This is a genomic window from Lysobacter capsici (genome assembly GCF_014779555.2).
GTDB classification, from domain to species: domain Bacteria; phylum Pseudomonadota; class Gammaproteobacteria; order Xanthomonadales; family Xanthomonadaceae; genus Lysobacter; species Lysobacter capsici.
In genome coordinates this window covers 5,823,927-5,844,905 of the sequence record NZ_CP094357.1, presented here as the reverse complement: position 1 = coordinate 5,844,905, position 20,979 = coordinate 5,823,927, and the positions used below count along the sequence as shown (strand labels likewise).

Sequence of the window (20,979 nt, the reverse complement as noted above, 5' to 3'; positions counted from 1 at the left end):
CGACCACGCACCGCGATCAATACGTCACCGTCACCACGATCGTATCGCTGTAGGTCCCCACGTTCGGCGTCTGCGGCGCGACCCGCCCGTACACGGTCAGCGATTGCGCGGTGCCGCTGCCGGTGCCGGCCAGGGTGTCGCTGCCCAGGGTGTTGCCCCAGCGCAGGCTGCGCGGGCTGTCGCGGTACAGCTCGTAGCTGACGAACTGGCCGCCGGCGTTGCGCATGCGCCGCACCGCGCCGCTCGCGTTCAAGCCGTTGTTGAGGCCGATCTGCCACGGCGTGCGGCCGGTGCAGACCAGGCCGATCGCGGTGGTGCGGTCGACGTTGGCGGTGATCAGGCCCGGCACGTTGCCGAAGGCGAGGTCGGGCACCGGCTTGGGCGTGAGCGTGCAGGTGTTGGGCACCGAGCCGTTGACGGTGAAGGGGAACTGGCTGGGCGCGCCGGCGCTGCCGCCGGTGGTGCATGAGGCCGGCATCGGCGGATCGCCGAGCAGGGCCTCGGCGTAGCGGAACTCGATCAGGGTATCGAGCGCGCCGGTGAAGCGGTTGCTGTAGGTGCCGGCGTTGAGTGCGCTCTGCGCGGGGATGCGGCCGTACAGGGTCGCGCTCAGGGTCTGGGTGCCGCCGAGCACGGGCACGGCGTAGTCGAACTGCAATGGCAGGAAATTCGGCACGGTGCCATTGCCGCGCGCGCCCCAGATCGCGCTGCGCGCCGCGTCGGTGTACAGCTGCATCTGCAAGGGATCGTTGAAGCCGTTGAGCATGCGCCGCGGATTGAGGGTACCGCCGCCGTCGGTGCCGCTGAAGATGCTCACGCACATGTTGACCTTGGCCCGCGCCAGCAGCGACAGCGCGCCGGTGGTGCAGGTGACGGTCAGGGTCGCGCTGGCGTCGCTGATCGCGCCGGTGGTGGCGGGGAAGTTGAGATTGGTCATCGACGCGGTGCAGGTGGTCGCGGCAAAGGCCGGCATCGGCGCGGCCAGCGCGAGCAACACACACGACACGGCGATCAGGCGGCGCAGGTTCATGGCGATCGCTCCGGTACGCAGCTCAGCGGGCCGATGCGCGGGATGCCCGGCCCCCGCGGATACGTGAAGCGCACCCGGCACCCGCCACTCGGCGTGTCGACGCGCAGGTCGTTGGCGTCGCCCACGCGATCGAGGTAAGCCTCGCCGTCGTAGCCGACGATCGCGTCGCCGCCATCGCTCAGGCGCACGCGGCTGCCCAGCGGCAGCGGCTGGCCGGAGGCATCGCGCAGCACCAATACCGCCGGGCGGATCTTGTCGATCGCGAAACGCACCAAGGTGCCGGAGCGATCCTTCGGCGTCGCCTGCACTTCGACCTGACCGAGTTGCACATCGGCCGGCAGTTCCATCGGATCGATCGCGATGCGGTTGCGTTGCCAGGCGTTGAGCGGAGTGACCAGCAGCATGCCGTCGCGATCGCTGCGGCCGATCGGTCGGTTTTCCAGCAGCACCGGCACGTCGGCCACGCCGCCGGTGGACACCACCGCGAACGCGTCGCTGACGTTGCGCGCGGCGAAGGCATGGCCGCCCATCCACACCAGCGAACCGCTGGCGCTGGCGTAGCCGTAATCGTTGTCGCCCTGGCGCGCGACGCCAAAGTTGAAACGGCCGTACGAGGTCAGCCAACCGGCCTCGGCCAGGCCGCCTTCCTCGCCGTCGCCGCCGCGCGCCTGCACCCGCCAGCCGAAGCCGCCGTCGCCCGGCACCGGGCGGCTGAGGTCGATCACGCCCTGGTCGCGATCGCGGCTGCGCTGCGCCGACACGCTGATCTGGGTGCTGGCGCGGCGGTCGCGATCCTGCAGGTTCAGGGTGAAACCCAGGTAGACGTTGCGGTCCTCGCCGCGATCCAGGTTCTGGTTGTACGACAGGCTCAATGCGGCGCGGCCGCCGAAGCTGCGGTTCCAGGTCGCGCTGGCGTAGCGCGCGGCCGGTTCGTCGCGATAGATCAGGCGCACATAGCTCAGGCCGAGGCTGCCCAGGCGCGTATCGCTCCAGCTCGCCACCGCGCGTTCGCTCACGCGCGGCGCGCCCAGTCCGTAACGCGAGGCGAGATCGCGGTAGTCGCCGCGGGTGCGTTGGGTGTCGGCGGAGATATTGAAGCGCCCGTTGCTCCAGTTGTACGCCGCCGCATACAGCCAGCCGCCGTCGTCGCCGTCGCGGCCGTGCGCGAGCGAACCGCTGATCACCCCGGCCTGGCCGAGCAGCCACACCCCGCCCACGCCGCCGTTGACCACGCCGTCGCCGCCTTCGCCATGCGCCTCGACGGTGAAGCGGTCGCTGACGCCGTAACGCAGGTCGCCGCTGAGCAAGGGTTCGTGGCCGTAGGCGAACGAGCGGATCGCGTAGTCCTCGCGCGCCAGGCCCAGGCTCAGCGACCCGTCCGACAGGCCCTTGGCCAGCAGCTGTTGCGCGGCATAGAACGGGAAGTCGAGGGTGCGGGTGCGGCCGAACGCATCGGTGACCACCAGTTGCGCGTTGCCGGCGCCGGTGATGCCGGGAATCGTCGCCAGCTGGAACGGCCCGGGCGACAGCTCGCCGCTGTATTGGCGGATGCCGTTGACGTACAGGTCCACCGCCGACGGCACCGCGACTTCGCCCAGCAGGGTCGGCAGCGGGGTGGTGATGCGGTAGGGCTGCAGGCCGAAGTCGCGGCCGATGCGGATCCCGCCCAGGCGCAGCGGCCGGGTCCAGTCGAGCTGGCCGCTGATCACGTCGCCGATGGTCACGCTGACCATCGAGGCCGGCGCCGACCAGCGCCAACTGCTGTCCAGGCGCACCGAGTCGGTGCGGCGCGGGTCGTCCTCGTTTTGGTGACTGCGGGTCACCGCGGTCTGGCTGAACACGCCGCTGCCCAGGCCGAACACGCGCAGTTCGGCGAACGCGCTGGTGCTGTCGCCGTGGCGGTCGCGGCTGGAATACAGGTCGTAGTTGAGCAACAGCCCGGGCGAGGCGCTGGCGACCGGGACATCGGCGCCGGGCGCGTTGAGCCGGGTGGTCGCCAGCGCCAGCAGCGACAGCGGCGCGTCGATCGCGACCCGCTGGCTGGCGGCGTCGTAGCGCACGCTGACGCCGGCCAGGCGGTCGGGCGCCAGGGTTTCGCCGCTGTCGTGGCCGTCGAGGCGGAAACCGATCGCGCGCAGGGTGGCGACGCTGGCGTACAGGCGGCCGTCGCGCAGCTCGAACGGCTGCGGCGGGCCGTACGCGGTCTGGTTGAGGCTGACTTCCAGGTACAGCGCCATGTTCGCCGCCGCCGCGGTGGCGCTCAGCGATCCGCCGCCCAACGCTTCGCCCGCGCGCAGCACCGCCAGCGGCGGCGGTTCCGCCGCGTGGCCCAGCTGCGACGCCAGGAGCAGGCCGGCCGGCATGGCGTCAGCCAGCCGGCGGGTCCAGCGCCAGCGTCTGCTCGGTGGCTTCGCCATTGATCCTCGCCTTGAGGGTGCCGCCGCCGCGCAACAGCTCGGCCGGGGCCGCCAGCGGCCAGCGCATGCGCTGGCCGGGCAGGGCGTAACCGAGCAGGCCGGACTGCAGCGCATGCCGGGTGCCGTGGCTGTCGACGAACACCAGGTCGGCCAGCTGTGCGTGCTGATCGCCGTCGTTGCGGACTTCAATGCGGACTTGCTCGCCCTGGAAGCTCAGCTGCGCGCGCAGCTTCGGCGCCGGCGCGGCGTCGCCGGCCGGGGCGAGGAACACCGGCAGCGAGTAGCGCAACACAAACTGCAGGCCGGGCGGGCGATTGGCGTCGTCGGGCGGCAGTTCGTCGACGATCAGCCGGTAGCTGTCCTCGCGCGCCGGCGGCGCGCCGAGCCGGATCACCCGCACCAGTTGCCGCGCGCCGGGCGCCAGTTCGAGCATCGGCGGGCTGATCGTCAGCGCCTGGGTCGGTTCGAAGTGTTCCTCGCCGTTGGCCTGGGTCCAGCGGAACACCCGCACCTGGGCCTGCAACGTGGTGGTGCCGGTATTGCTGAGCCACAGGCCGTCGGCGTTCTGGCGGGCCTGCAGGGTCAGCAGGGTGGGCGTGACCTGCAGCCCGGCCGCGCCGGCGGGCGCGGCGATCAGGGCCAGCAGCAGGCCGAGCGCGAGCGGGCGCAGGGCCGACAGAGCCCCGCTGGACGCGGCCGAGGCGCGGACTGCCTGTTGCCACCGGCCGCCGCTCATCGGCCCGGCCCGGTCAGTAGGTCACCGTGGCGGTCACCACGTCATTGTAAGTACCAGTGGGAAAGTTGGCGCTCGGGGTCCGGCCGTAGACCGGCACGTTGACCGCCGCGCCGGTGCCGCTGCCGGCCAGGACGTTGCCGCCGACGCCGGTGGTGCTGCCCCACACGTCGCCAGCGCCGCGCGCGGCGGCCCGGTACAGCTGGTACGGCACCAGGTTGGCGCCGGAGGCCATCTTGCGGCTGTTGACGTCGGTGCCGTTCTGGCCGTTGTCGAGCCCGATCGTGTACGCCGTGCCCGGGGTGCAGTTGATGGTCAGCTGGCCCTGCTGGTCGACGTTGGTCGCGGTCGAGGCGACCGAGCCGAAGTTGACGTTGGTGGCGGCGACGGTGTGGATGTCGCAGACGCTGGTGATGGTGATGGTGACGTTGAACTGGGTGGTGTCGTTGGCCGCCGAGGCGGGACCGACACCGGCTAAGGCCAGGACGGCGATGAACAGACAGGTCGGGGTGGGACGCATGGTCGTTCTCCTGCGCGACAGCGCGTTGGCGAACCGACAGATGTGCCGGTTTTGCCTGTTTAGAACGCATAAAGCATGCCAGTAGCGGCACCATATCGGTGGTTGGACCTGTACGGGGTGATAGGGGTCACGGGATCGCCGCTCCGGCCTGTTCAGCGGTTTTTCTGCTGGATTCGTTCACTTTTCGGCGTTTCAAAAAAACGCGTGGAAGCGACCGCGCGCGTCAGCAAGTGCTGGCTGGCGTCGTGATCGGTGAGCGAGCGTGAGCCGGCCCCGGCTTGTGCCGGCCCGGACGCGCGGCCAAGATGCCCCACGCCTGGGGGAGCCCAGGCCTGGGGAGCCACGCTTGCGAGCTTTAGACCCGATGTCCATCGTCCGACGCGTCCGCATGATCTGCCTGTCGACCGCCCTGCTGGTGGCGGCGGCCGGCTGCGGCCCGGACCCGGCGCCGGCCGAGCCGGTCGCGAGCCTGCCGACCCAGGCGGTCACCCAACTGGTCGCCGACCTGCGCCGCAACGACCTGGCCGGCTACGCCCGCCATGCGCTGCCGCCGGAACTGCACGCGCGCCTGGAAACCGCCTGGCGCGAGGGCCGCACCACCTGGCCGCTGACCGAGCTGCCGCTGCACGACCGCTTCCCGACCTTCATCGCCGCGCTGGCCGCGCAGAACGCCGAGCGCGATCTGGTGGCGAGCTTCCGCCGCCAGTTCGCCGGCGCCGACGGCGAGCTGCATTCGGCGGCCAGGACCCTGGGCGTGTTCGCGATCCAGTACGTGCGCAGCGAGGCGGTCTACAGCGACACCGAGCGCGACCACCACGCCCAGCTGATCGGCGCGATCAGCCAGTGGGCGCAGACCACCTCGCTGGGCGACTCGGCCAAGGGCCGCGCGGCGATTCCGCAGCTCGTCTCGGCCGCGCGCGCGACCGGACTGGCGGCGCCGGACGCCTTCGCCCACAACGGCATGGACCGCAGCCTGCGCCGGCTCGGCCCGTTCGTGGAGCGGCTCAAGCAGGTGCTCGGCGGCTACGGCCTGGACCTGGACGCGGCGCTGGACAGCGTCGACGCCACCCTGGCCGAACAGACCGGCGACACCGCGCGGGTCCGCATCCGCTACCAGCTGGCCGGCGAACCGGTCGACGCGTACGTGCTGGTCGAACGCCGCCAGGACCGCTGGTACCTCAGCGATGTGCTGCGCCACGCCCAGGCCGAGGTCGAGGCGCCGCCGCGCGCGGCATCGGCGGCGGGGCAACAGGCGGCCTGGGCGCGGGCCGTGGCGAACCGGAAATCGGCGCCGCCCAGGCCGGCCACCGGCAAGGTCGAAGCGGCCCGGCCGGCGGCGACCCTGCCCGATGCAGGCAAGGCCGAATCAGGAAAGGCCGAGGCAGGCACGGCCGAAGCAAACACCCCCGAGCCCGCGGCCAAAGCCGAAGGTTCCCAGGCAGGCGCGGGCAAAGCCGCGAACGTGCCGACGCCCGCGGCCGCCCAGCCCGCCATCAAGCCGGGCGCCACCAGCGCGGCACCCGCGGCGGCGTCCAAGCCGGCTGCTGCGGCGACCGCTGCCGGCCCCACCGCCGCCGCGCCGCCGAAACCCCGCTAGGCCGCCGAGGCGCGCGCGCTCCGGGGTCTTTTCGGGAAGGCCATCAGGCCGCAGGCTTGCGGCTCAGTCCGCTTCGGGTCCGTGCCGCACCTGATCGAAGCGGACCTGACCTCGCGCGCACGAAGACCTCCCGGTCTGCCCGCCCGCCCCGCTCGGCAGCCGCCCATTCGGCCCAGGCGCGCGCCGAAGCCGAATAGGCATAATGCCGGGGATGCCGAAACAGACGCCCCTGCCTTTTCCCGACGCCGCCGCGGCCGATCCTCACGCGACCGACGGTGCTGGCGCACGCGCGCCGACCGACCCGATCGAACCCTCTGTTGCCGATGCCGATCCGGCGTCCTCTTCCGACACGCCTTCCGCCATGCCCGAACCGACCCCACCCGTCGACCCCGGGCTCGACCCCAACGACCCGTCCGCGCCCGGCCTAGAGCCCGGCGCGACCTCGTTGCCGGGCACCGCCGCGCCGCCCGCCGACGCTGGCCCGACCGAATCCGACTCGACCGAACCCGCGCCGGTTGAACCCGCCGCGGCCGAGCCGTCCAGGATCGCGCCGTCCCAGGCCGCGCCGTCCGCGCCCGAAGCGCCCGCGTCGGCGCCCGCGAACCCGGCCACGACCACCCGCGAACCCGGCGCCGCCGAGTCGCGGCAAGCCGCACCCGCCGCCAGCCAACAACCCGACGAACCCACCCACCAGGCCGAACTGCCGATGGGCGCGCCCGCGCCGTCCGCGCCGGAGCCGTCCGCCCAGGCCCCCCAGTCCGCCGCCAAGCACCGCCCGTGGTGGGCGCGCCTGCTCGGCCAGCTGATGGCGCCGTGGGTGTCGCTGACGATCGAGCCCAAGACCCCGGCCGAGCACATCGCCGAGGAGTGGAACGGCCGCCCGGTCTGTTACGTGCTCGAGGACTACGGCCTGTCCAACGCGCTGATCCTCGAACGCGCCTGCATCGAAAGCGGCCTGCCGTCGCCGCTGCAGCCGCTGCCGGGCGATCCGCTGGGCCGCAAGCGCGCCTATGTCGCGCTGTCGCGGCGCAACGCCGGCACCCTGGCGCCGTCCGGCCCGCCTTCGGCCAAGACCCATTCGGGCTCGCTCGCGCGCCTGCTCGACGCGCACCGCGCCGACCCGGCGCTGGACGTGCAACTGGTGCCCGTGTCGATCTTCGTCGGCCGCGCGCCCGACCGCAGCAGCGGCTGGTTCTCGGTGCTGTTCTCGGAAAACTGGACCCTGGTCGGCCGCTTCCGCCGGCTGCTCGCGATCGCGCTCAACGGCCGCCACACCATGGTCCGGTTCTCGCCGCCGGTGTCGCTGCGCGGCATCGTCGACGAAGGGCTGGAACCCGAACGCACCGTGCGCAAGCTTTCGCGCGTGCTGCGCACCCACTTCCGCCGCATCCGCGCGGCGGTGATCGGGCCCGACCTGTCGACCCGGCGCATGCTGATCGATCGCGTGCTCGCCGCCGAGCCGGTCAAGGAGGCGATCGCCGATCAAGCCCGCCGCGACAGCAGCTCCAGCGCCGAGGCGTGGAAGAAAGCCCACGCGATCGCCTACGAAATCGCCGCCGATTATTCGCATCCGGTGGTGCGCTCGCTGAGCTTCATCCTCACCCCGGTGTGGAACCGCATCTATCGCGGCGTACTGGTGCATCACCTCGACCAGCTCAAGCAGGACGCGCCCGGCCACGAAGTCGTCTACGTGCCCTGCCATCGCAGCCACATGGACTATCTGCTGCTGAGCTATCTGCTTTACGCCAAGGGCATCGTGCCGCCGCACATCGTCGCCGGTATCAATCTCAACCTGCCGGTGATCGGCGGCATCCTGCGCCGCGGCGGCGCGTTCTTCATCCGCCGCAGCATCCGCGGCAGCGTGCTGTATTCGGCGATCCTCAGCGAGTACGTCGCGCAGTTGGTGTCCGGCGGCTATTCGATCGAATACTTCATCGAAGGCGGACGTTCACGCACCGGCCGATTGCTGCAGCCCAAGGGCGGCATGATCGTGATGACCGTGCGCGGCTTCCTGCGCCAGCCGACCCGTCCGGTGCTGTTCCAGCCGATCTACGTCGGCTACGAAAAGCTGATGGAAGGCAACAGCTACCTCGACGAGCTGTCGGGCAAGCCGAAGGAAAAGGAATCGATCTGGCAGCTGCTGTGGGGCATTCCCAAGGTGCTGCGCTCCAACTACGGCCAGGTGGTGGTGAACTTCGGCGAACCGATCCGGCTCAACGACATGCTCGCCGCGCACGCGCCCGAGTGGGACGGCCGTCCGCTCGACGAGGAAGACAAGCCGGCGTGGCTGTCGGCCACGGTCGATGCCTTGGCCGAACAGATCCAGATCAACGTCAACCGCGCCGCCGACGTCAATCCGATCAACCTGCTCGCGCTGGCGCTGCTGTCCACGCCCAAGCACGCGATGGGCGAGGCCGACCTGCTCGCGCAGATCGCGTTGTCGAAGACCTTGCTGGCCGAACTGCCGTATTCCGATCGCGTCACCGTCACCCCGCACACGCCGCAGGAAATCGTCGCCCACGGCGAAGAGATCAACGTGCTGCAACGCGTCGCCCATCCGCTCGGCGACGTGCTCGGCGTCGACGGCGACGACAAGGCGGTGTTGCTGAGCTACTTCCGCAACAACGTGTTGCACCTGTTCACCGCGGCCTCGTGGATCGCCTGCTGCTTCCAGCACAACCGGCGCATGAGCCTGGCCGGCGTGCTGCGGCTGGGCCGCAGCGTGTACCCGTTCCTGCAGGCCGAATTGTTCCTGCCGTGGAGCGAGGAGGAATTCACCCAGCGCCTGTCGCGCACGGTCGACGTGTTCGTGCGCGAAGGTTTGCTGGAACGGGTCAGCGACGACGACGGCGGCATCCTCGCGCGCAACGCCGGTCAGACCGACGAAGTGTTCCGCCTGCGCGCGATCGGCCACTCGCTGCAACAGGCGTTCGAGCGCTATTACATCGCCATCTCGGTGCTGGTGAAGAACGGCCCGGGCACGATGTCGGCCGGCGAACTCGAAAGCCTGTGCCAGCTCGCCGCCCAGCGCCTGTCGCTGCTGTACGCGCCGGCCGCGCCGGAATTCTTCGACAAGACCCTGTTCCGCGGCTTCATCCAGAAACTGCGCGAACTCAAGCTGGTGTGGCCCGACAGCGAAGGAAAGCTCGCCTTCGACCAGCGTCTGGACGCGTGGGCGAAGGACGCCAAGGTGATCCTCGGCCGCGAACTGCGGCATACGATCGAAAAGATCAGTCCGGAGATGGCCAAGCCGGCGGTGGAGACGCCGCCGGCCGCGGCCTGACCGCAGTAGTTCGACGACATCGCGCGGCCACGGCGTCGCGCGATTGTTCCAGGCCACTGGGGCGTGGATACTGGCGCGGCTTCTCGGGGGAGAAGCCGTTGCAGATCGCGCTTGCCCGAGCAAGCGCCCACAGGGGGTTGGGGACATGATCAAGATCAAGACTGCGCCGCTCGCGGCGGGCGTGCTCATGCTCGCGTTGAGCACCGCCGCGCAGGCGGCCAGCAAGGAAATCGATGGCTACCGATCCGAGCGCGCGTCGCTCGCGGCGAGTCTGCCGGTGCATATCGTCGCCCTCGATCGGCAAGTGCGGCCGCAGATCGATTTCGTCTATCAGGATGTGTCGCGCTACATGCCGGGTTATCCGGGCGGCACGCCGCAGTTCAATTCCGGCATGAGCACCGGGCAGGCGATAGGCGTCAATGTCCTCGGCGGGCTGATCGCGAGCGCGATCGTCAACGGCGCGGCGTATTCCGAGGCCAAGACCCGCGCCGTCGCTGCTTACCAACCGCTCCAGCAGGCGCGGTGCGACCTGCCGGTCGATGCGCCCTTGCAGCAGGCCGTGCGCGACGCGATCGCGCGCGCGCCCTGGGGCGCGGCCGTGGCGGTGAACCTGACCGACGGCGAAGACGACGCGTGGGAAAAACGCATTCCCAAGGATCAACCGCGGCAGATATTCACCATCACTTCGAGCCTGTCTCCGGGCCTGACCGCCCTGGTGACCTCGGTCGATGTCGCCGCGTACGCGCCCGAGGGCGAGGCCAAGCCGGCGTGGCGGAAGAAACCGTTGTGGCGCGATCACTTCATCGTCGTGTCCGATTGGCTGGACCTTCCGCCTAAGACCGCCGCCGAGATAGAGCAACTGGTGGCGCAGGAAGAACGGCGTTTCGCCGACAGCGGCGCGCAAGCGATGGTCGCGCGGGTCAAGGAAAAAGGCCGCGTGGGACGCAGCTCCGAACTGCGCGAAGCCGCCGACGCGCGCAAGCTGCACGAAAAGAATCTGGAGCTCGCGCGCGAGGAGAGCTGGTCGGCGGAGATCGAGGACCAGCGCCGCGCACGGCTATGGAGCGAGAACGATTGCGCGCGCCTGCGCTCGGCGATCGATCTGGCCGGAGCGGAACTCGGGCGCATGCTCGATGCTCTCTATGCGCAGCAGTTGCCGGCGCGGCGGTCGTCGAAAGAGTTGGACAACGCGTTCGAGCGACCGGGCGATCGGCAGATTCGCGCGTTGCCGGGTGGGGTCTACGTCTCGCGTAACGAAGGCGGTTCGGTGAACCTGAATTTCCGCTACAGCCTGTTGCCGGTGACGGAGTCCAAGCCCGCCGATCGCCCCGCGCCGCCATCCGTGCGCGGCGCCGACGCTGCCACGGCGGAACAGAACGCCGCGCAGGACGCGCCGACCGCGAGTCAATGACGGCCCTTCGTCGAGCGCATCGACCCGGCCGGCACCGGCCGGGTCTCTGATATTCGTCACTGCAAGAACCGCGCCGACGCGGGTTACCATCGGCCGACTTCGATCCGGCCCCGCGGATGTCTACGAACACGATCCCGTCCAGTACGTTGCCTGCGACATCTGATCCGTCCTTCGAACGTGATGGCGGCGGCAGCCACCCGTGGCTCGAAATCCCCCTGCTCAGCGCCCGTCTGCTATGGCGCCACTGGCCCGCGCTGGCGTTCTGGTTCTTCGCCCAGCGGGTCTGTTACGACCTGTTGATGCAGCTGTCGGTCAAGCTCGGCGAGCGCTCGGTGCTGCTGTCGTTCGCGGTGCTGTCGGTGCTGATCGTGACCCAGTTGGCCGGCACTATCTTGATGTTCCAGTCGTTGCGGCCGTCGCTGCCGATGCTCGCCGGCGGCGCGACCACGCCCGATACCGCGGCGGTGCGCAAGCAATGGATCACCGCGCTGGCGATCGCGATGCTGCCGTTCTTCGCCTATTACGCCGGCTGGGGCCTGCTCGAGGATCTGCGCCGCAACTTCCGCACCCATTACACCTTCAGCGTGTGGGACAAGGAAAACCTGCATCAGGTGCTCAAACTCAAGGGCTTGTGGATCGCGCTCGCGGTGGCCTGGGTGGTGCGCTGGTTCAGCAAGCGCCGCGCGACCGCGACCGGCCATGCGCTGTGGAACGTGGTGGCGACCAGTTGCGAGGCGTACTGGGTGTTCGTCGGCGCGGCGGCGATCGCGCAGTTGGTCAAGAGCGGCCAGGACTGGTGGCACGAGCGCGTGGTCTATGTCGCCGCGACCGAGTGGTGGGAAAGCCCGACCGCGTTGTTCAAGCTGCTGGCGCCGAGCAAGCGCGCGCTGGCGCCGCTGTGGGATTTCGTTTCGACCGCGGCCGGCGCGATCGCCTTGCCGCTGATCTGGCTGGCGATCACCGCGATCATCTATGGCATCGACCTGCGCCGCGCGCAGCGCATCGACGCGGCCGACGAGCGCCTGGGCCGGGTCGCCGAGCGCTTCAAGTCGATGCATTTCACCCTGCGCATGCTCGCCGACAAGGCCAGCGCCGGCTGGAGCAGCAAGGGCGTGCCGGTGGTCAACAGCCTGCGCCTGGTGCTGCGCGCCGGCCTGCCGGCCTTGCTGACCCTGTGCGTGTGCTGGCAGCTGCTGGCCTACATCGACTCGTGGTCGTGGCGGCTGATGCAGCAGTTCGTCGGTCCGAAGGACCCGCAATGGCAGAGCGTGATCGGCCAGCCGTTCGCGGTGTTCCTCAATACCCCGCTGTCGTTCCGCACCTCGCTGCTGACCGATGTGCTGCGCGTGGTGTTGCTGGCGGCGACGTTCGACCGCGCGATCGCGCGCTTGCCGCGCGCCTGATCGGAAGGGCCGAAGCCCCGCCCCGCGCGGACTTCGCCGCTCGCCCGCTTTGCCGCGGCCGTTACAGCTTGAAACGCAGGTAGCGGCCCTTGGCCCTCTGCAGCGGGCCGAATTCGATGCGCGCCTCCAGTCCTTCCAGCTTCTGCGTGCGCGGCAGCACGTAGGCGTGCTGGAACGCGAACGGGCGGCCCGGTACCGCCAGCACCGATTTGAATTGCGCGTCGTAACCGCTGCCGCAACTGGTCGGCAGTTTCGGCCCGCCCAGGCGCGGCAAGCCGACCGGGCCGGCTTCCCATTGCCGGCCCTGCGCATCGGCGATGCGGCCGCGACAGGTGTCCAGGGTCTTGATCGGGGTGCCCGAATCGGGGATCACTTCGAAGCGCACCAGCAGCACCCCGGCATCCTTGCGTAGCGGGCCCAGGATGCGCGGATCGCGCGGGGCCAGCGCTTCGGCCTCAACCAGGCGCCAACGCGCGCCTTCGAATTGCACCCAGTCGTGCTTCGGCGCGTCGATCGCGATGCTCGGATTGCGGTCGCGGTACTCGTTCAAGGCGTCGCGGTACGGCGCATAGATCGCGATGGCGCCGAGCACCGCGGTGCCGATCAGCCAGCCGGTGTTGCGCCGCCACCAACCGATGGGGGCGGGATCGACGACCGGCTTGGCGGGGATTTCGATGCTCATCAGCGCAGATCCAATACCGGTTTCGCTTCGGCCAGCAGCTTGCGCGCGCGCGCCGCGTCGATGCCCAGGTCGACGTCGACCAGGCTGTCGCCGCCCTGCGGCAGGCCGTTGCCCCAATACAGTTGCAGGTGCGCGCCTTCGAGCCGGTCGGCCGGCACTTCGAAGAACCAGGCGCCGTTCTCGGGCAGGCCCGGCGCGACCGGACGCTCGCTCAGGTTGATGCCCTTGAGTTTGGGGCGTTCGGCGCTGGACGCGGCGTAGACCAGACCGTCGCGGGTCAGCAATTGCGCGCTGACGTAGCCCGGCCGCTGGGTCGATTCGACCTTGGCCAGCACCGACAGCCACAGCCCCGGGGTGCGCAGCAGCAGATCCTCCGAGCGGCTGAAGTCGCCCTTGAGCAGATAGGCGCGCGCGGCCTTGACGTTGCCGACCTCGACCGCGAAGTTGCGGCCCTCGGCCCGCGCCGAGCCGCGCGCGTGCTGCACCAACGGCGCGTCGCGTTGCTCGTAGCTCGACTCGCCCTTGCGCAGCGCGACCACCGCGATCAGCGCCAGCACGATCCACAGCGCATCGCGCCAACGCCAGCGCGCGCGCATGCCGGTACCGGAGGTCGTCGTCGTGCTCATGGCGCCACCGCCCGGTCGCGCAGGTCCTGCACCGGAATCAGGAACTTGGCCGCCGGCTTGCCCTGCAGCCAGGCGCCCTCGTCGTTGATATAGGCCTTGGCCTTGTAGTCGCGCGCGAACACGCCCCAGGTCTGCCGTGGCGCGTGGACGTAATTCTTGGGCAGGTTCCAGACCAGATCGACCCGTTGCTTGAGGCGCGGATGCAGGTCGGCGGCGACGCTGTGGTCGTCGGACATCAGCAGCGTGTCGGGCTTGATCGGCTCGCGCGTGGCCGACACCAGGATCACGTCCTCGCGCGGGTAACCGAAGCCGTTGAAACTGCGCGGCGTGCGGTTTTCGATCTCGACCTGCAGCACCAGGTACAGCTTGCCCGGATCGAAGCGGTCGACCTGGCCGCCGGGCTTGTAACGCGCGACCCAGGCGCGCAGCGGCGTCACCGCCATCGCCCCGCCCTGGTAGCGGTGCCCGGCCGAATACTGCGGCAGGGGCTTGCTGGTGCTCTTGGCCTGCTTGAAGCCGCCCAGGGCGAAGGTGACCACGAGCGCGATCAGCGCGACCGCCGCGGCACCTTGCCACCACGGGTTGCGCGCCGCCTTGACCAGTTCGTCCTTATTCGCCATGCAACCGCCCGATTTCGAGTGGCGGCACCCTAGCACGAGCGACGGGGCCGGCTGCAGCTGGGTTTCGCACTAGATGGACATGACACGCCAACCTGACATCGGCGGCGCCGGCGGGCGCGGCGGCGGTCAGGCCGGTTCGTCGGGGATCAGCGCGCTTTCCAGCCGGGCGATGCAGTCCTTCAGCCACAGCTTGCGCTTCTTGAGCCGCTTGACCGTGAGCTCGTCGGCCTGCGGATCCAGGGCCAGACGGTCGATGGCCGCGTCGAGATCGCGATGCTCCAGCCGCAGTTCGGCGAGCTGGCGGACGATCTCGGTGGAGTCGGTGCTGACGGTCATGCCGCTGAGCTTAACGCGCCGCCCTTGCGGCCGTCATCGGTGGCGACGGTCCGCCGCGGCCGTCCGCGCCGGCCGCGTTCACCGACCCGTAGCGTAGAATCGACGGCCTCATGAGCACCGTCCTGCCCCTCGCCGAACCCGTCCGCCGCCCGCGCCCGGACACCGCCCGCGTCGCCGACGGCGAGCGCCTGGCCACCCGCCTGCGCCATCAGGTCGGCCGCGCCATCGCCGACTTCGGCATGATCGAAGAAGGCGACAAGGTCATGGTCTGCCTGTCCGGCGGCAAGGACAGTTACACCTTGCTGGACATTCTCCTGCAGCTGCAGAAGAAGGCGCCGGTGAAGTTCGAACTGGTCGCGGTCAACCTGGACCAGAAGCAGCCCGACTTCCCCGAACACGTGCTGCCGGCGTACCTGGAATCGATCGGGGTGGCGTACAAGATCCTCGAGCAGGACACCTACTCGGTGGTCACGCGGGTCGTGCCGGAAGGCAAGACCATGTGCTCGCTGTGTTCGCGGCTGCGGCGCGGGGCGCTGTACACCTACGCGGCGGAGCAAGGCTTCACCAAGATCGCGCTCGGGCATCATCGCGACGACTTGGTCGCCACGTTCTTCCTGAACCTGTTCTTCCACGCCAAGCTCAGCGGCATGCCGCCCAAGCTGCTGTCCGACGACGGCAAGCACGTGGTGATCCGGCCGCTGGCCTATGTGCGCGAGGACGACATCGTCGACTACGCGGCGGTCAAGGCGTTTCCGATCATCCCGTGCAACCTGTGCGGCTCGCAGGAAAATCTGCAGCGCAAGCAGGTCAAGCGCATGATGGATGCCTGGGAACGCGAGACGCCGGGCCGCATCGAGACCATTTCGCGCGCGCTGGGCGATATCCGGCCGTCGCAGCTGAGCGATCCCAAGCTGTTCGATTTTCTGGGGCTGGGCAAGGCGGGTGCCGCGCCCGTCGTCGATGCGCCTGTGTGGCTCGATGAGGCATCCGTCGAAACGAATACCTCGCAAGTTGGCTAACCCAGAATCTCCCAGCCGTCATTCCCGCGAAGGCGGGCTCCGCTTCACTTCGGCGGAGCCGAACCTCCAGGGCCTTTCGTGCGAGAACGCTTGAAATCTCTGGCTTCCCGCCTTCGCGGGAATGACGAACAAGAGCGGCCCGCGAGCCGCCGATTCCCGACCCTCCATTCCCCATTCCCGGCCTCCCAATGTTCTTTCGCAACCTGACCTTCTTCCGCTTCCCCACCACCCACAAACTCGACGATCTCGAAAAAGGCCTGGAAGAGTGCGCGCTCAAGCCGGTCGGCCCGCTAGAGCTGTCCTCGCGCGGCTTCATCTCGCCGTTCAGCCGCGCCACCGAGGACGCGCAGATGCTCAACCGCATCGGCGACGCGATCTGGATCACCGTCGGCAGCGAAGACCGGCTGCTGCCGGGCGCGGTCGTCAACGACATGCTGGCCAAGAAACTGGCCGAGATCGAGCAGAAGGAAGGCCGCAAGCCCGGCGGCCGCACCCGCAAGCGGCTCAAGGACGAATTGATCGTCGATCTGATGCCGCGCGCCTTCATCAAGCCCGGCCGCACCGACGCGATCATCGATCTCGAACACGGCCTGGTGATCGTCGACACCTCCAGCCGCAAGACCGGCGAGAACGTGATCAGCGAAATCCGCCGCGCGGTCGGCAGCTTCCCGGCGTTGCCGTTGAACGCCGAAATCGCGCCGCGTTCGATCCTGACCGGCTGGGTCGCCGGCGAGGAATTGCCCGACGGCATCAGCCTGGGCGATGAATGCGAACTGCGCGATCCGGTCGATCAGGGCGCGGTGGTCAAATGCCAGCGCCAGGAGCTGGAAAGCGACGAAATCGCCAAGCACCTGGAAACCGGCAAGCAGGTCACGCGCCTGGCCCTGACCTTGGACGATCACGTGTCGTTCGTGATCGGCGAAGACCTGGTGGTGCGCAAGTTCAAGCTGCTCGACGGCGCCGTGGATCAGCTCGAAAACAGCGACAGCGACGGCGTGCGCGCCGAACTCGACGCGCGTTTCGCGCTGATGAGCGCGGAAGTGAAGCGGCTGTTCCGGGTGATGGAATCGGCGCTGAAGCTGTCCAAGGTCGATTGAGCGATCGCGCAGCGGTGCGGTGCAGTGCCGTGTGAACGGTGGCGGCCGGTCGTTGCGCGGCAGTCGTGGTGGCGCGGTCGCGGCTCGCGCCGCTCCTGCAGGGGCGGCCAGGCGTCGCGCATGCACCCGAAGCCCCTGTAGGAGCGGCGCAAGCCGCGACCGCGAACCGCGCGCCACGGCGTAACTGGCCACGCCGCCGTCGCTCGCATGCCGCGGTGGCTTTGCCCACCCCACGCGCGCCGTGATTTTCGCCGCGCCCAAACGCGCTAAACCCCGCATCCAGGCGCTATGCTTCGTCCATGGCGGTCCCCCACCCATGACGAGCCTTCTGCGCCTGCTGACTGGCAAGCCGCAGCCCGCGCCGCGCGCGGTCTCGCGCGAAACCATCGCGATCACCCTAGGCAACGGCCAGATCGTCGAAGTCCTGCGCGTGCGCGACCCGCGCGCGCGGCGGATCAAGCTCAGCGTCGACGAACGCGGCCCGCGCCTGACCTTGCCCATGCGCGCCAGCGAGATCGCCGGCCAGCGCTTCGTGATCGAACACGGCGACTGGTTGCTGGCGCAGATCGCCAGCGCCAGCAGCGACGCGGCCAGCCTGCAGGCGCATGTCAGCACTCGCATTCCGCTGCGCGGCCGCGAGCTGCCGCTGCAGTGGCGGCAGGCGCGCTATCTGCGCCTGCAATTGAACGACGACGCGCTCGAGATCGCCGCGCCCGAAACGGTCAGCCCGGCCAACCTGCGGCGCGCGTTGCGCGATTTCTACGAAGGCCAGGCGCGCGCCGATGTCGGCCGCTGGCTGCCGAAATACCTGCCCGGCCTGCCGCGCGCGCCGTCGCGTCTGCGCTACCGGGTGATGTCCTCGCAGTGGGGCTCGCTCGCGCCCGACGCGTCCCTGTCGCTGGACCTGTCGCTGGTGCTGGCGACGCCGGCGGCGTTCGAATACGTGCTGGTACACGAGCTGTGCCATCTGATCCACGCCGACCATTCGCGCGCATTCTGGCGCGAGGTCGAAGCGCGCTGCCCGGACTGGCGCGACCAGCGCGAGTATTTCCGCGCGTCGGGGCGGGCGTTGAAGGCGAGTTTGCGGCGGTTGATCGCGGACGATAAGTGACGTTGCCGAGCCGCGGCTGCCGATGAGCATCGGCGTATCGCTGACCATTGACTGGCGATCATGCAGTGTTAGTTGCAGCTGCATATAAGTGACCCCAGCTTTTGCTGTTCCCCCCTATGGAAAAGGGGGGGGAGGGGGGATTCGCTTTTCGCTCCAAATCACCGCGCACCCAGCAAGAGCAAATCCCCCGCGCGAGCAAGCGCGGTCTAGCTTCGTGCCTTCGCAGCGCGCAGCCCCCTTTTTCAAAGGGGGCGAACTTCAGCGTGCTAATCACGTCCCAGCTTTTGCTGTTCCCCCCTTTGCAAAAGGGGGGCAGGGGGGATTCGCTTTCCGCCCCAATTCGCCGCGCAGCCATCAAGAGCAAATCCCCCGCGCGAGCAAGCGCAGCCTTGCCTCGTGCCTCCGCAGCGCGCAGCGCCCTTTTTCAAAGGGGGCGAATTTCAGCGTGCTAATCGCGTCCCAGCTTTTGCTGTTCCCCCCTTTGGAAAAGGGGGGAAGGGGGATTCGCTTTTCGCTCCAAATCACCACGCACCCAGCAAGAGCAAATCCCCCGCGCGAGCAAGCGCGGCCTTGCTTCGTGCCTTCGCAGCGCGCAGCCCCCTTTTTCAAAGGGGGCGAATTTCAGTGTGCTGATAAAGCTCCAGCTTTTGCTGCTCCCCCCCTTTGCAAAAGGGGGCAGGGGGATTCGCTTTCCGCTCCAGTTCGCCGCGCACCCATCAAGAGCAAATCCCCCGCGCGAGCAAGCGCGGCCTTGCTTCGTGCCTCCGCAGCGCGCAGCCCCTTTTTTTCAAAGAGGGCGAATCTCAGCGTTGCGGTGCAGGCTCCGGATCTACGCAAGCGTCATTCGCACAAACCGCTAACGCATCGATCCACACAGGAGTTACCGAACGCAGCAACTCACCCACCCGCCAAGAAATTCTGAAACACCTCACCCACCGCGCCCGGTTTTTCCATATGCAGGTGATGCGTCCCCGGCAAGGTATGCAACTCCCCATGGCGCAGCAGCGAAGCGCGTTCGCGGCGCAAGGAATCGGGCATGTAGCTCTGCGCCGGGTCGGCCCAGATCATGCAGGTGGGGCATTCGATCGCGCGGATCAGCGAGCGCATCTGGGCTTCGCTCATGCGCAGCGCCGAGGTCAGGGTCAGGCGCGGGTCGCTGCGCCAAGCGTAGCCGCCTTGATGGTGCTCGCTGCGTACTGGCGCGATCCCGCGTTCGACCAACAGCCGCGCGACCGGTTCACTCAGATCGTTCGCGGCCATGCGCACCTTCACCGCGCTGGCAATATCGGGAAACACGCGCAACTGCTTGCTGTTGGCCGCGGCGAGGCCGGCGAAGGCCTCGCGCAGGCGGGTGCCGACCCGTTCCTCGGATTCGGCCAGCGACCCCAGCGCTTCGATCAGCAGCAGTTTCTCGACCCGCTGCGGCACCGCCGCGGCGACGAAGCTCGCGGTCGCGCCGCCCAGCGAATGGCCGAGCAGATGGAAACGGTCCCAGCCCAGCGCATCGGCGATCGCCAGCGCGGTGCGCGCGGCGGTGACCAGTGTGTATTCGGCCGACACCGGCAGATGCGCGCTGGCGCCATGGCCGGGCAGGTCGGGCGCGACCAGGTCGTAGCCGCCGAACCACGGCGACAGCGGCACGAAGCTGGCCGCGTTGTCGAGCCAACCGTGCAGCGCCAGCAGCTTGGGCGCGCCGGCGTTGCCGTTGCGCAGCCCGCTGATGCGTCCGAACGCGGTGTCGACGACGAATTCCTGCATTGCGGCCATCCATCAAATCCTGTCAGCGAAGTTTCGTCGGCGATATCGTCGGCGTGGCCCGATCCCGGGCCTGAGCGCGGCGCTTGATCAGACCACGCCCGAGCGGTCGCGCCCAACAACGTGCGCCGATTTTGCCAAATCCATGCGGCGAATTCGTGGCGAAGCCGGCGCGCTTGCGCTTAAGCCGCGACCTCGGCCCACTCGTCGAGTTCGCGCTCGATCACGCCGGCCAGGGCGGCGGCGTGGGCCGGCGAATCGTTGAGGCAGGGGATATAGCGCAACTCGCCGCCGCGCGCGGCGAACTCCTCGGCCAGCATGATCGCGACTTCTTCCAGGGTTTCAAGGCAGTCCACCGCGAAACCCGGCGCGATCACATCGACCCGGCGCAGCCCGCGCTCGGCCAGCGCGGTCAAGGTGTCGGTGGTCGACGGTTCCAGCCAGCGCTCGCGGCCGAAGCGCGATTGGTAACTCAAGGTCCAGGCATCGTCGGGCAGGCCCAGCGCCTGCGCGATCGCCTGCGCGCTGGCTTCGCAGTGGCGCGGGTAGGGATCGCCGGCCGCGGCGAAGCGCTGCGGCAGGCCATGGAACGACATCAGCAGGTGCTCGCCCATGCCGTGGATGGCGCGATGGCGGCGCACCGAATCGGCGACCGCCGCGACCCAGTCCGGGTCGAGGTGATACTCGCGCACCATCCGCGACGACAACCCCGGCACGGCATCGAGCACATCGCCGACCGACGCGGTGGTCGAGGTCGAATACTGCGGATACAGCGGCAGCGCGAGCACGCGCCGCACGCCCTGGCGTTCGAGATCGAGCAGCAACTGCTTCCACGACGGCTTGCCGTAGCGCATCGCGTGCAGCACGCGCACTTGCGGCAATTCGCGCTGCACCGCCTCGGCCAGGCGGCGGGTGTGGACCGCCAGCGGCGAGCCTTCGGGCAGCCAGACGCTGGCGTACTTGTGCGCGACCTTGCCGCTGCGCAGCGGCAGGATCGCGAAATGCAGCAGCGGGCACCACAGCCAGCGGCTCATGTCGACCACGCGGTGGTCGTGCAGGAATTCGGCCAGATAGCGCCGCACCGAGGCGGTATCGGGCGCATCGGGCGTCCCGAGATTGACCAGGACCACGGCCGTATCGGCAGCGGAAGGAGTGTCGTGAGCGGCGATGCTGGCGGGTGCGGGCATGCGCATAGGATGACACTGGCGATGGTGACGGCGAAATGTTTGCCGGATCGAATGTTCCGATGGCTGCGATAGTCCGCCGCGATCGGCGCCGGCCGGCGACGAGGATCGCGACGCGCGATCGGCGCGGCCGCGCATCGCTACAATGCGGCGCT

Annotated in this window: 17 protein-coding genes; 7 read left to right on the top strand and 10 right to left on the bottom strand. The window is 69.2% G+C overall.

Features of this window, described 5'->3' with window-relative positions; all coding sequences use genetic code 11:
• Nucleotides 1-16: 16 nt before the first annotated feature.
• From IEQ11_RS24020 to IEQ11_RS24005, 4 genes are read right to left on the bottom strand one after another with little or no spacing between them, the layout of a single operon-like run.
• Entirely contained in the window at nucleotides 17-1,030 is a 1,014-nt protein-coding gene (locus tag IEQ11_RS24020) for a Csu type fimbrial protein (RefSeq protein WP_191822646.1), read from the bottom strand.
• Complete coding sequence (locus tag IEQ11_RS24015; protein WP_191822645.1) at nucleotides 1,027-3,447, bottom strand: fimbria/pilus outer membrane usher protein; 2,421 nt, start codon at nucleotides 3,445-3,447, stop codon at nucleotides 1,027-1,029. Before IEQ11_RS24015 ends, IEQ11_RS24020 begins: the two co-directional genes overlap by 4 nt.
• Entirely contained in the window at nucleotides 3,398-4,183 is a 786-nt protein-coding gene (locus IEQ11_RS24010; RefSeq protein ID WP_191822644.1) for a fimbrial biogenesis chaperone, read from the bottom strand. The genes IEQ11_RS24015 and IEQ11_RS24010 overlap by 50 nt, the downstream gene beginning before the upstream one ends.
• A gap of 13 nt (nucleotides 4,184-4,196) precedes the next feature.
• A complete protein-coding gene (locus tag IEQ11_RS24005) occupies nucleotides 4,197-4,700 on the bottom strand; it encodes a Csu type fimbrial protein (RefSeq protein ID WP_036105111.1) in 504 nt (167 codons plus the stop codon).
• Between the two features lie 364 nt (nucleotides 4,701-5,064).
• On the opposite strand from IEQ11_RS24005, the gene IEQ11_RS24000 reads away from it, so the two are divergent.
• From IEQ11_RS24000 to IEQ11_RS23985, 4 genes are all read left to right on the top strand, one after another.
• Nucleotides 5,065-6,297 (top strand): hypothetical protein, encoded by a 1,233-nt coding sequence (locus IEQ11_RS24000; RefSeq protein ID WP_191822643.1) that lies wholly within the window; start codon nucleotides 5,065-5,067, stop codon nucleotides 6,295-6,297.
• Between the two features lie 361 nt (nucleotides 6,298-6,658).
• Nucleotides 6,659-9,580: a glycerol-3-phosphate 1-O-acyltransferase PlsB gene (plsB, locus tag IEQ11_RS23995; RefSeq protein ID WP_228464801.1), complete on the top strand. Its 2,922-nt coding sequence runs from the start codon at nucleotides 6,659-6,661 to the stop codon at nucleotides 9,578-9,580.
• Between the two features lie 145 nt (nucleotides 9,581-9,725).
• Entirely contained in the window at nucleotides 9,726-10,991 is a 1,266-nt protein-coding gene (locus IEQ11_RS23990; RefSeq protein ID WP_191822642.1) for a hypothetical protein, read from the top strand.
• Between the two features lie 116 nt (nucleotides 10,992-11,107).
• Nucleotides 11,108-12,394, top strand: a complete 1,287-nt coding sequence (locus tag IEQ11_RS23985; protein WP_191822641.1) for a hypothetical protein — start codon at nucleotides 11,108-11,110, stop codon at nucleotides 12,392-12,394.
• Between the two features lie 61 nt (nucleotides 12,395-12,455).
• Here the strand turns inward: IEQ11_RS23985 and IEQ11_RS23980 are convergent, their stop codons facing one another.
• The 4 genes from IEQ11_RS23980 to IEQ11_RS23965 form a co-directional block, all read right to left on the bottom strand.
• Nucleotides 12,456-13,076, bottom strand: coding sequence for a hypothetical protein (locus IEQ11_RS23980; RefSeq protein ID WP_096417164.1), 621 nt, complete (start codon nucleotides 13,074-13,076; stop codon nucleotides 12,456-12,458).
• Nucleotides 13,076-13,702, bottom strand: a complete 627-nt coding sequence (locus IEQ11_RS23975) for a hypothetical protein (protein WP_191822640.1) — start codon at nucleotides 13,700-13,702, stop codon at nucleotides 13,076-13,078. The genes IEQ11_RS23980 and IEQ11_RS23975 overlap by 1 nt, the downstream gene beginning before the upstream one ends.
• Nucleotides 13,699-14,322: a hypothetical protein gene (locus IEQ11_RS23970; protein ID WP_191822639.1), complete on the bottom strand. Its 624-nt coding sequence runs from the start codon at nucleotides 14,320-14,322 to the stop codon at nucleotides 13,699-13,701. The genes IEQ11_RS23975 and IEQ11_RS23970 overlap by 4 nt, the downstream gene beginning before the upstream one ends.
• Nucleotides 14,323-14,448: 126 nt before the next feature.
• Nucleotides 14,449-14,658: a YdcH family protein gene (locus tag IEQ11_RS23965; RefSeq protein ID WP_036105101.1), complete on the bottom strand. Its 210-nt coding sequence runs from the start codon at nucleotides 14,656-14,658 to the stop codon at nucleotides 14,449-14,451.
• A 110-nt stretch (nucleotides 14,659-14,768) separates the two neighbouring features.
• Between IEQ11_RS23965 and ttcA the strand changes: the two genes are divergently transcribed.
• The 3 genes from ttcA to IEQ11_RS23950 all read left to right on the top strand — a co-directional run bounded on the left by ttcA (nucleotide 14,769) and on the right by IEQ11_RS23950 (nucleotide 17,885).
• The gene (gene ttcA / locus IEQ11_RS23960; RefSeq protein WP_046658306.1) at nucleotides 14,769-15,677 is read left to right on the top strand and encodes a tRNA 2-thiocytidine(32) synthetase TtcA; all 909 of its coding nucleotides are present in this window, start codon (nucleotides 14,769-14,771) and stop codon (nucleotides 15,675-15,677) included.
• Nucleotides 15,678-15,865: 188 nt separating this feature from the next.
• Nucleotides 15,866-16,774, top strand: a complete 909-nt coding sequence (locus IEQ11_RS23955) for a recombination-associated protein RdgC (RefSeq protein ID WP_036105099.1) — start codon at nucleotides 15,866-15,868, stop codon at nucleotides 16,772-16,774.
• Between the two features lie 316 nt (nucleotides 16,775-17,090).
• Nucleotides 17,091-17,885, top strand: coding sequence for a M48 family metallopeptidase (locus IEQ11_RS23950; protein WP_057922981.1), 795 nt, complete (start codon nucleotides 17,091-17,093; stop codon nucleotides 17,883-17,885).
• An 897-nt stretch (nucleotides 17,886-18,782) separates the two neighbouring features.
• On the opposite strand, the gene IEQ11_RS23945 is transcribed toward IEQ11_RS23950, so the two are convergent.
• Both IEQ11_RS23945 and hemH read right to left on the bottom strand, forming a co-directional pair.
• Nucleotides 18,783-19,643, bottom strand: coding sequence for an alpha/beta fold hydrolase (locus IEQ11_RS23945; RefSeq protein ID WP_191822676.1), 861 nt, complete (start codon nucleotides 19,641-19,643; stop codon nucleotides 18,783-18,785).
• A 179-nt stretch (nucleotides 19,644-19,822) separates the two neighbouring features.
• Nucleotides 19,823-20,827 carry a ferrochelatase gene (gene hemH, locus IEQ11_RS23940; protein WP_057923723.1) on the bottom strand — a complete coding sequence of 335 codons (1,005 nt, stop codon included), beginning with the start codon at nucleotides 20,825-20,827 and terminating at the stop codon, nucleotides 19,823-19,825.
• Nucleotides 20,828-20,979: the final 152 nt, after the last annotated feature.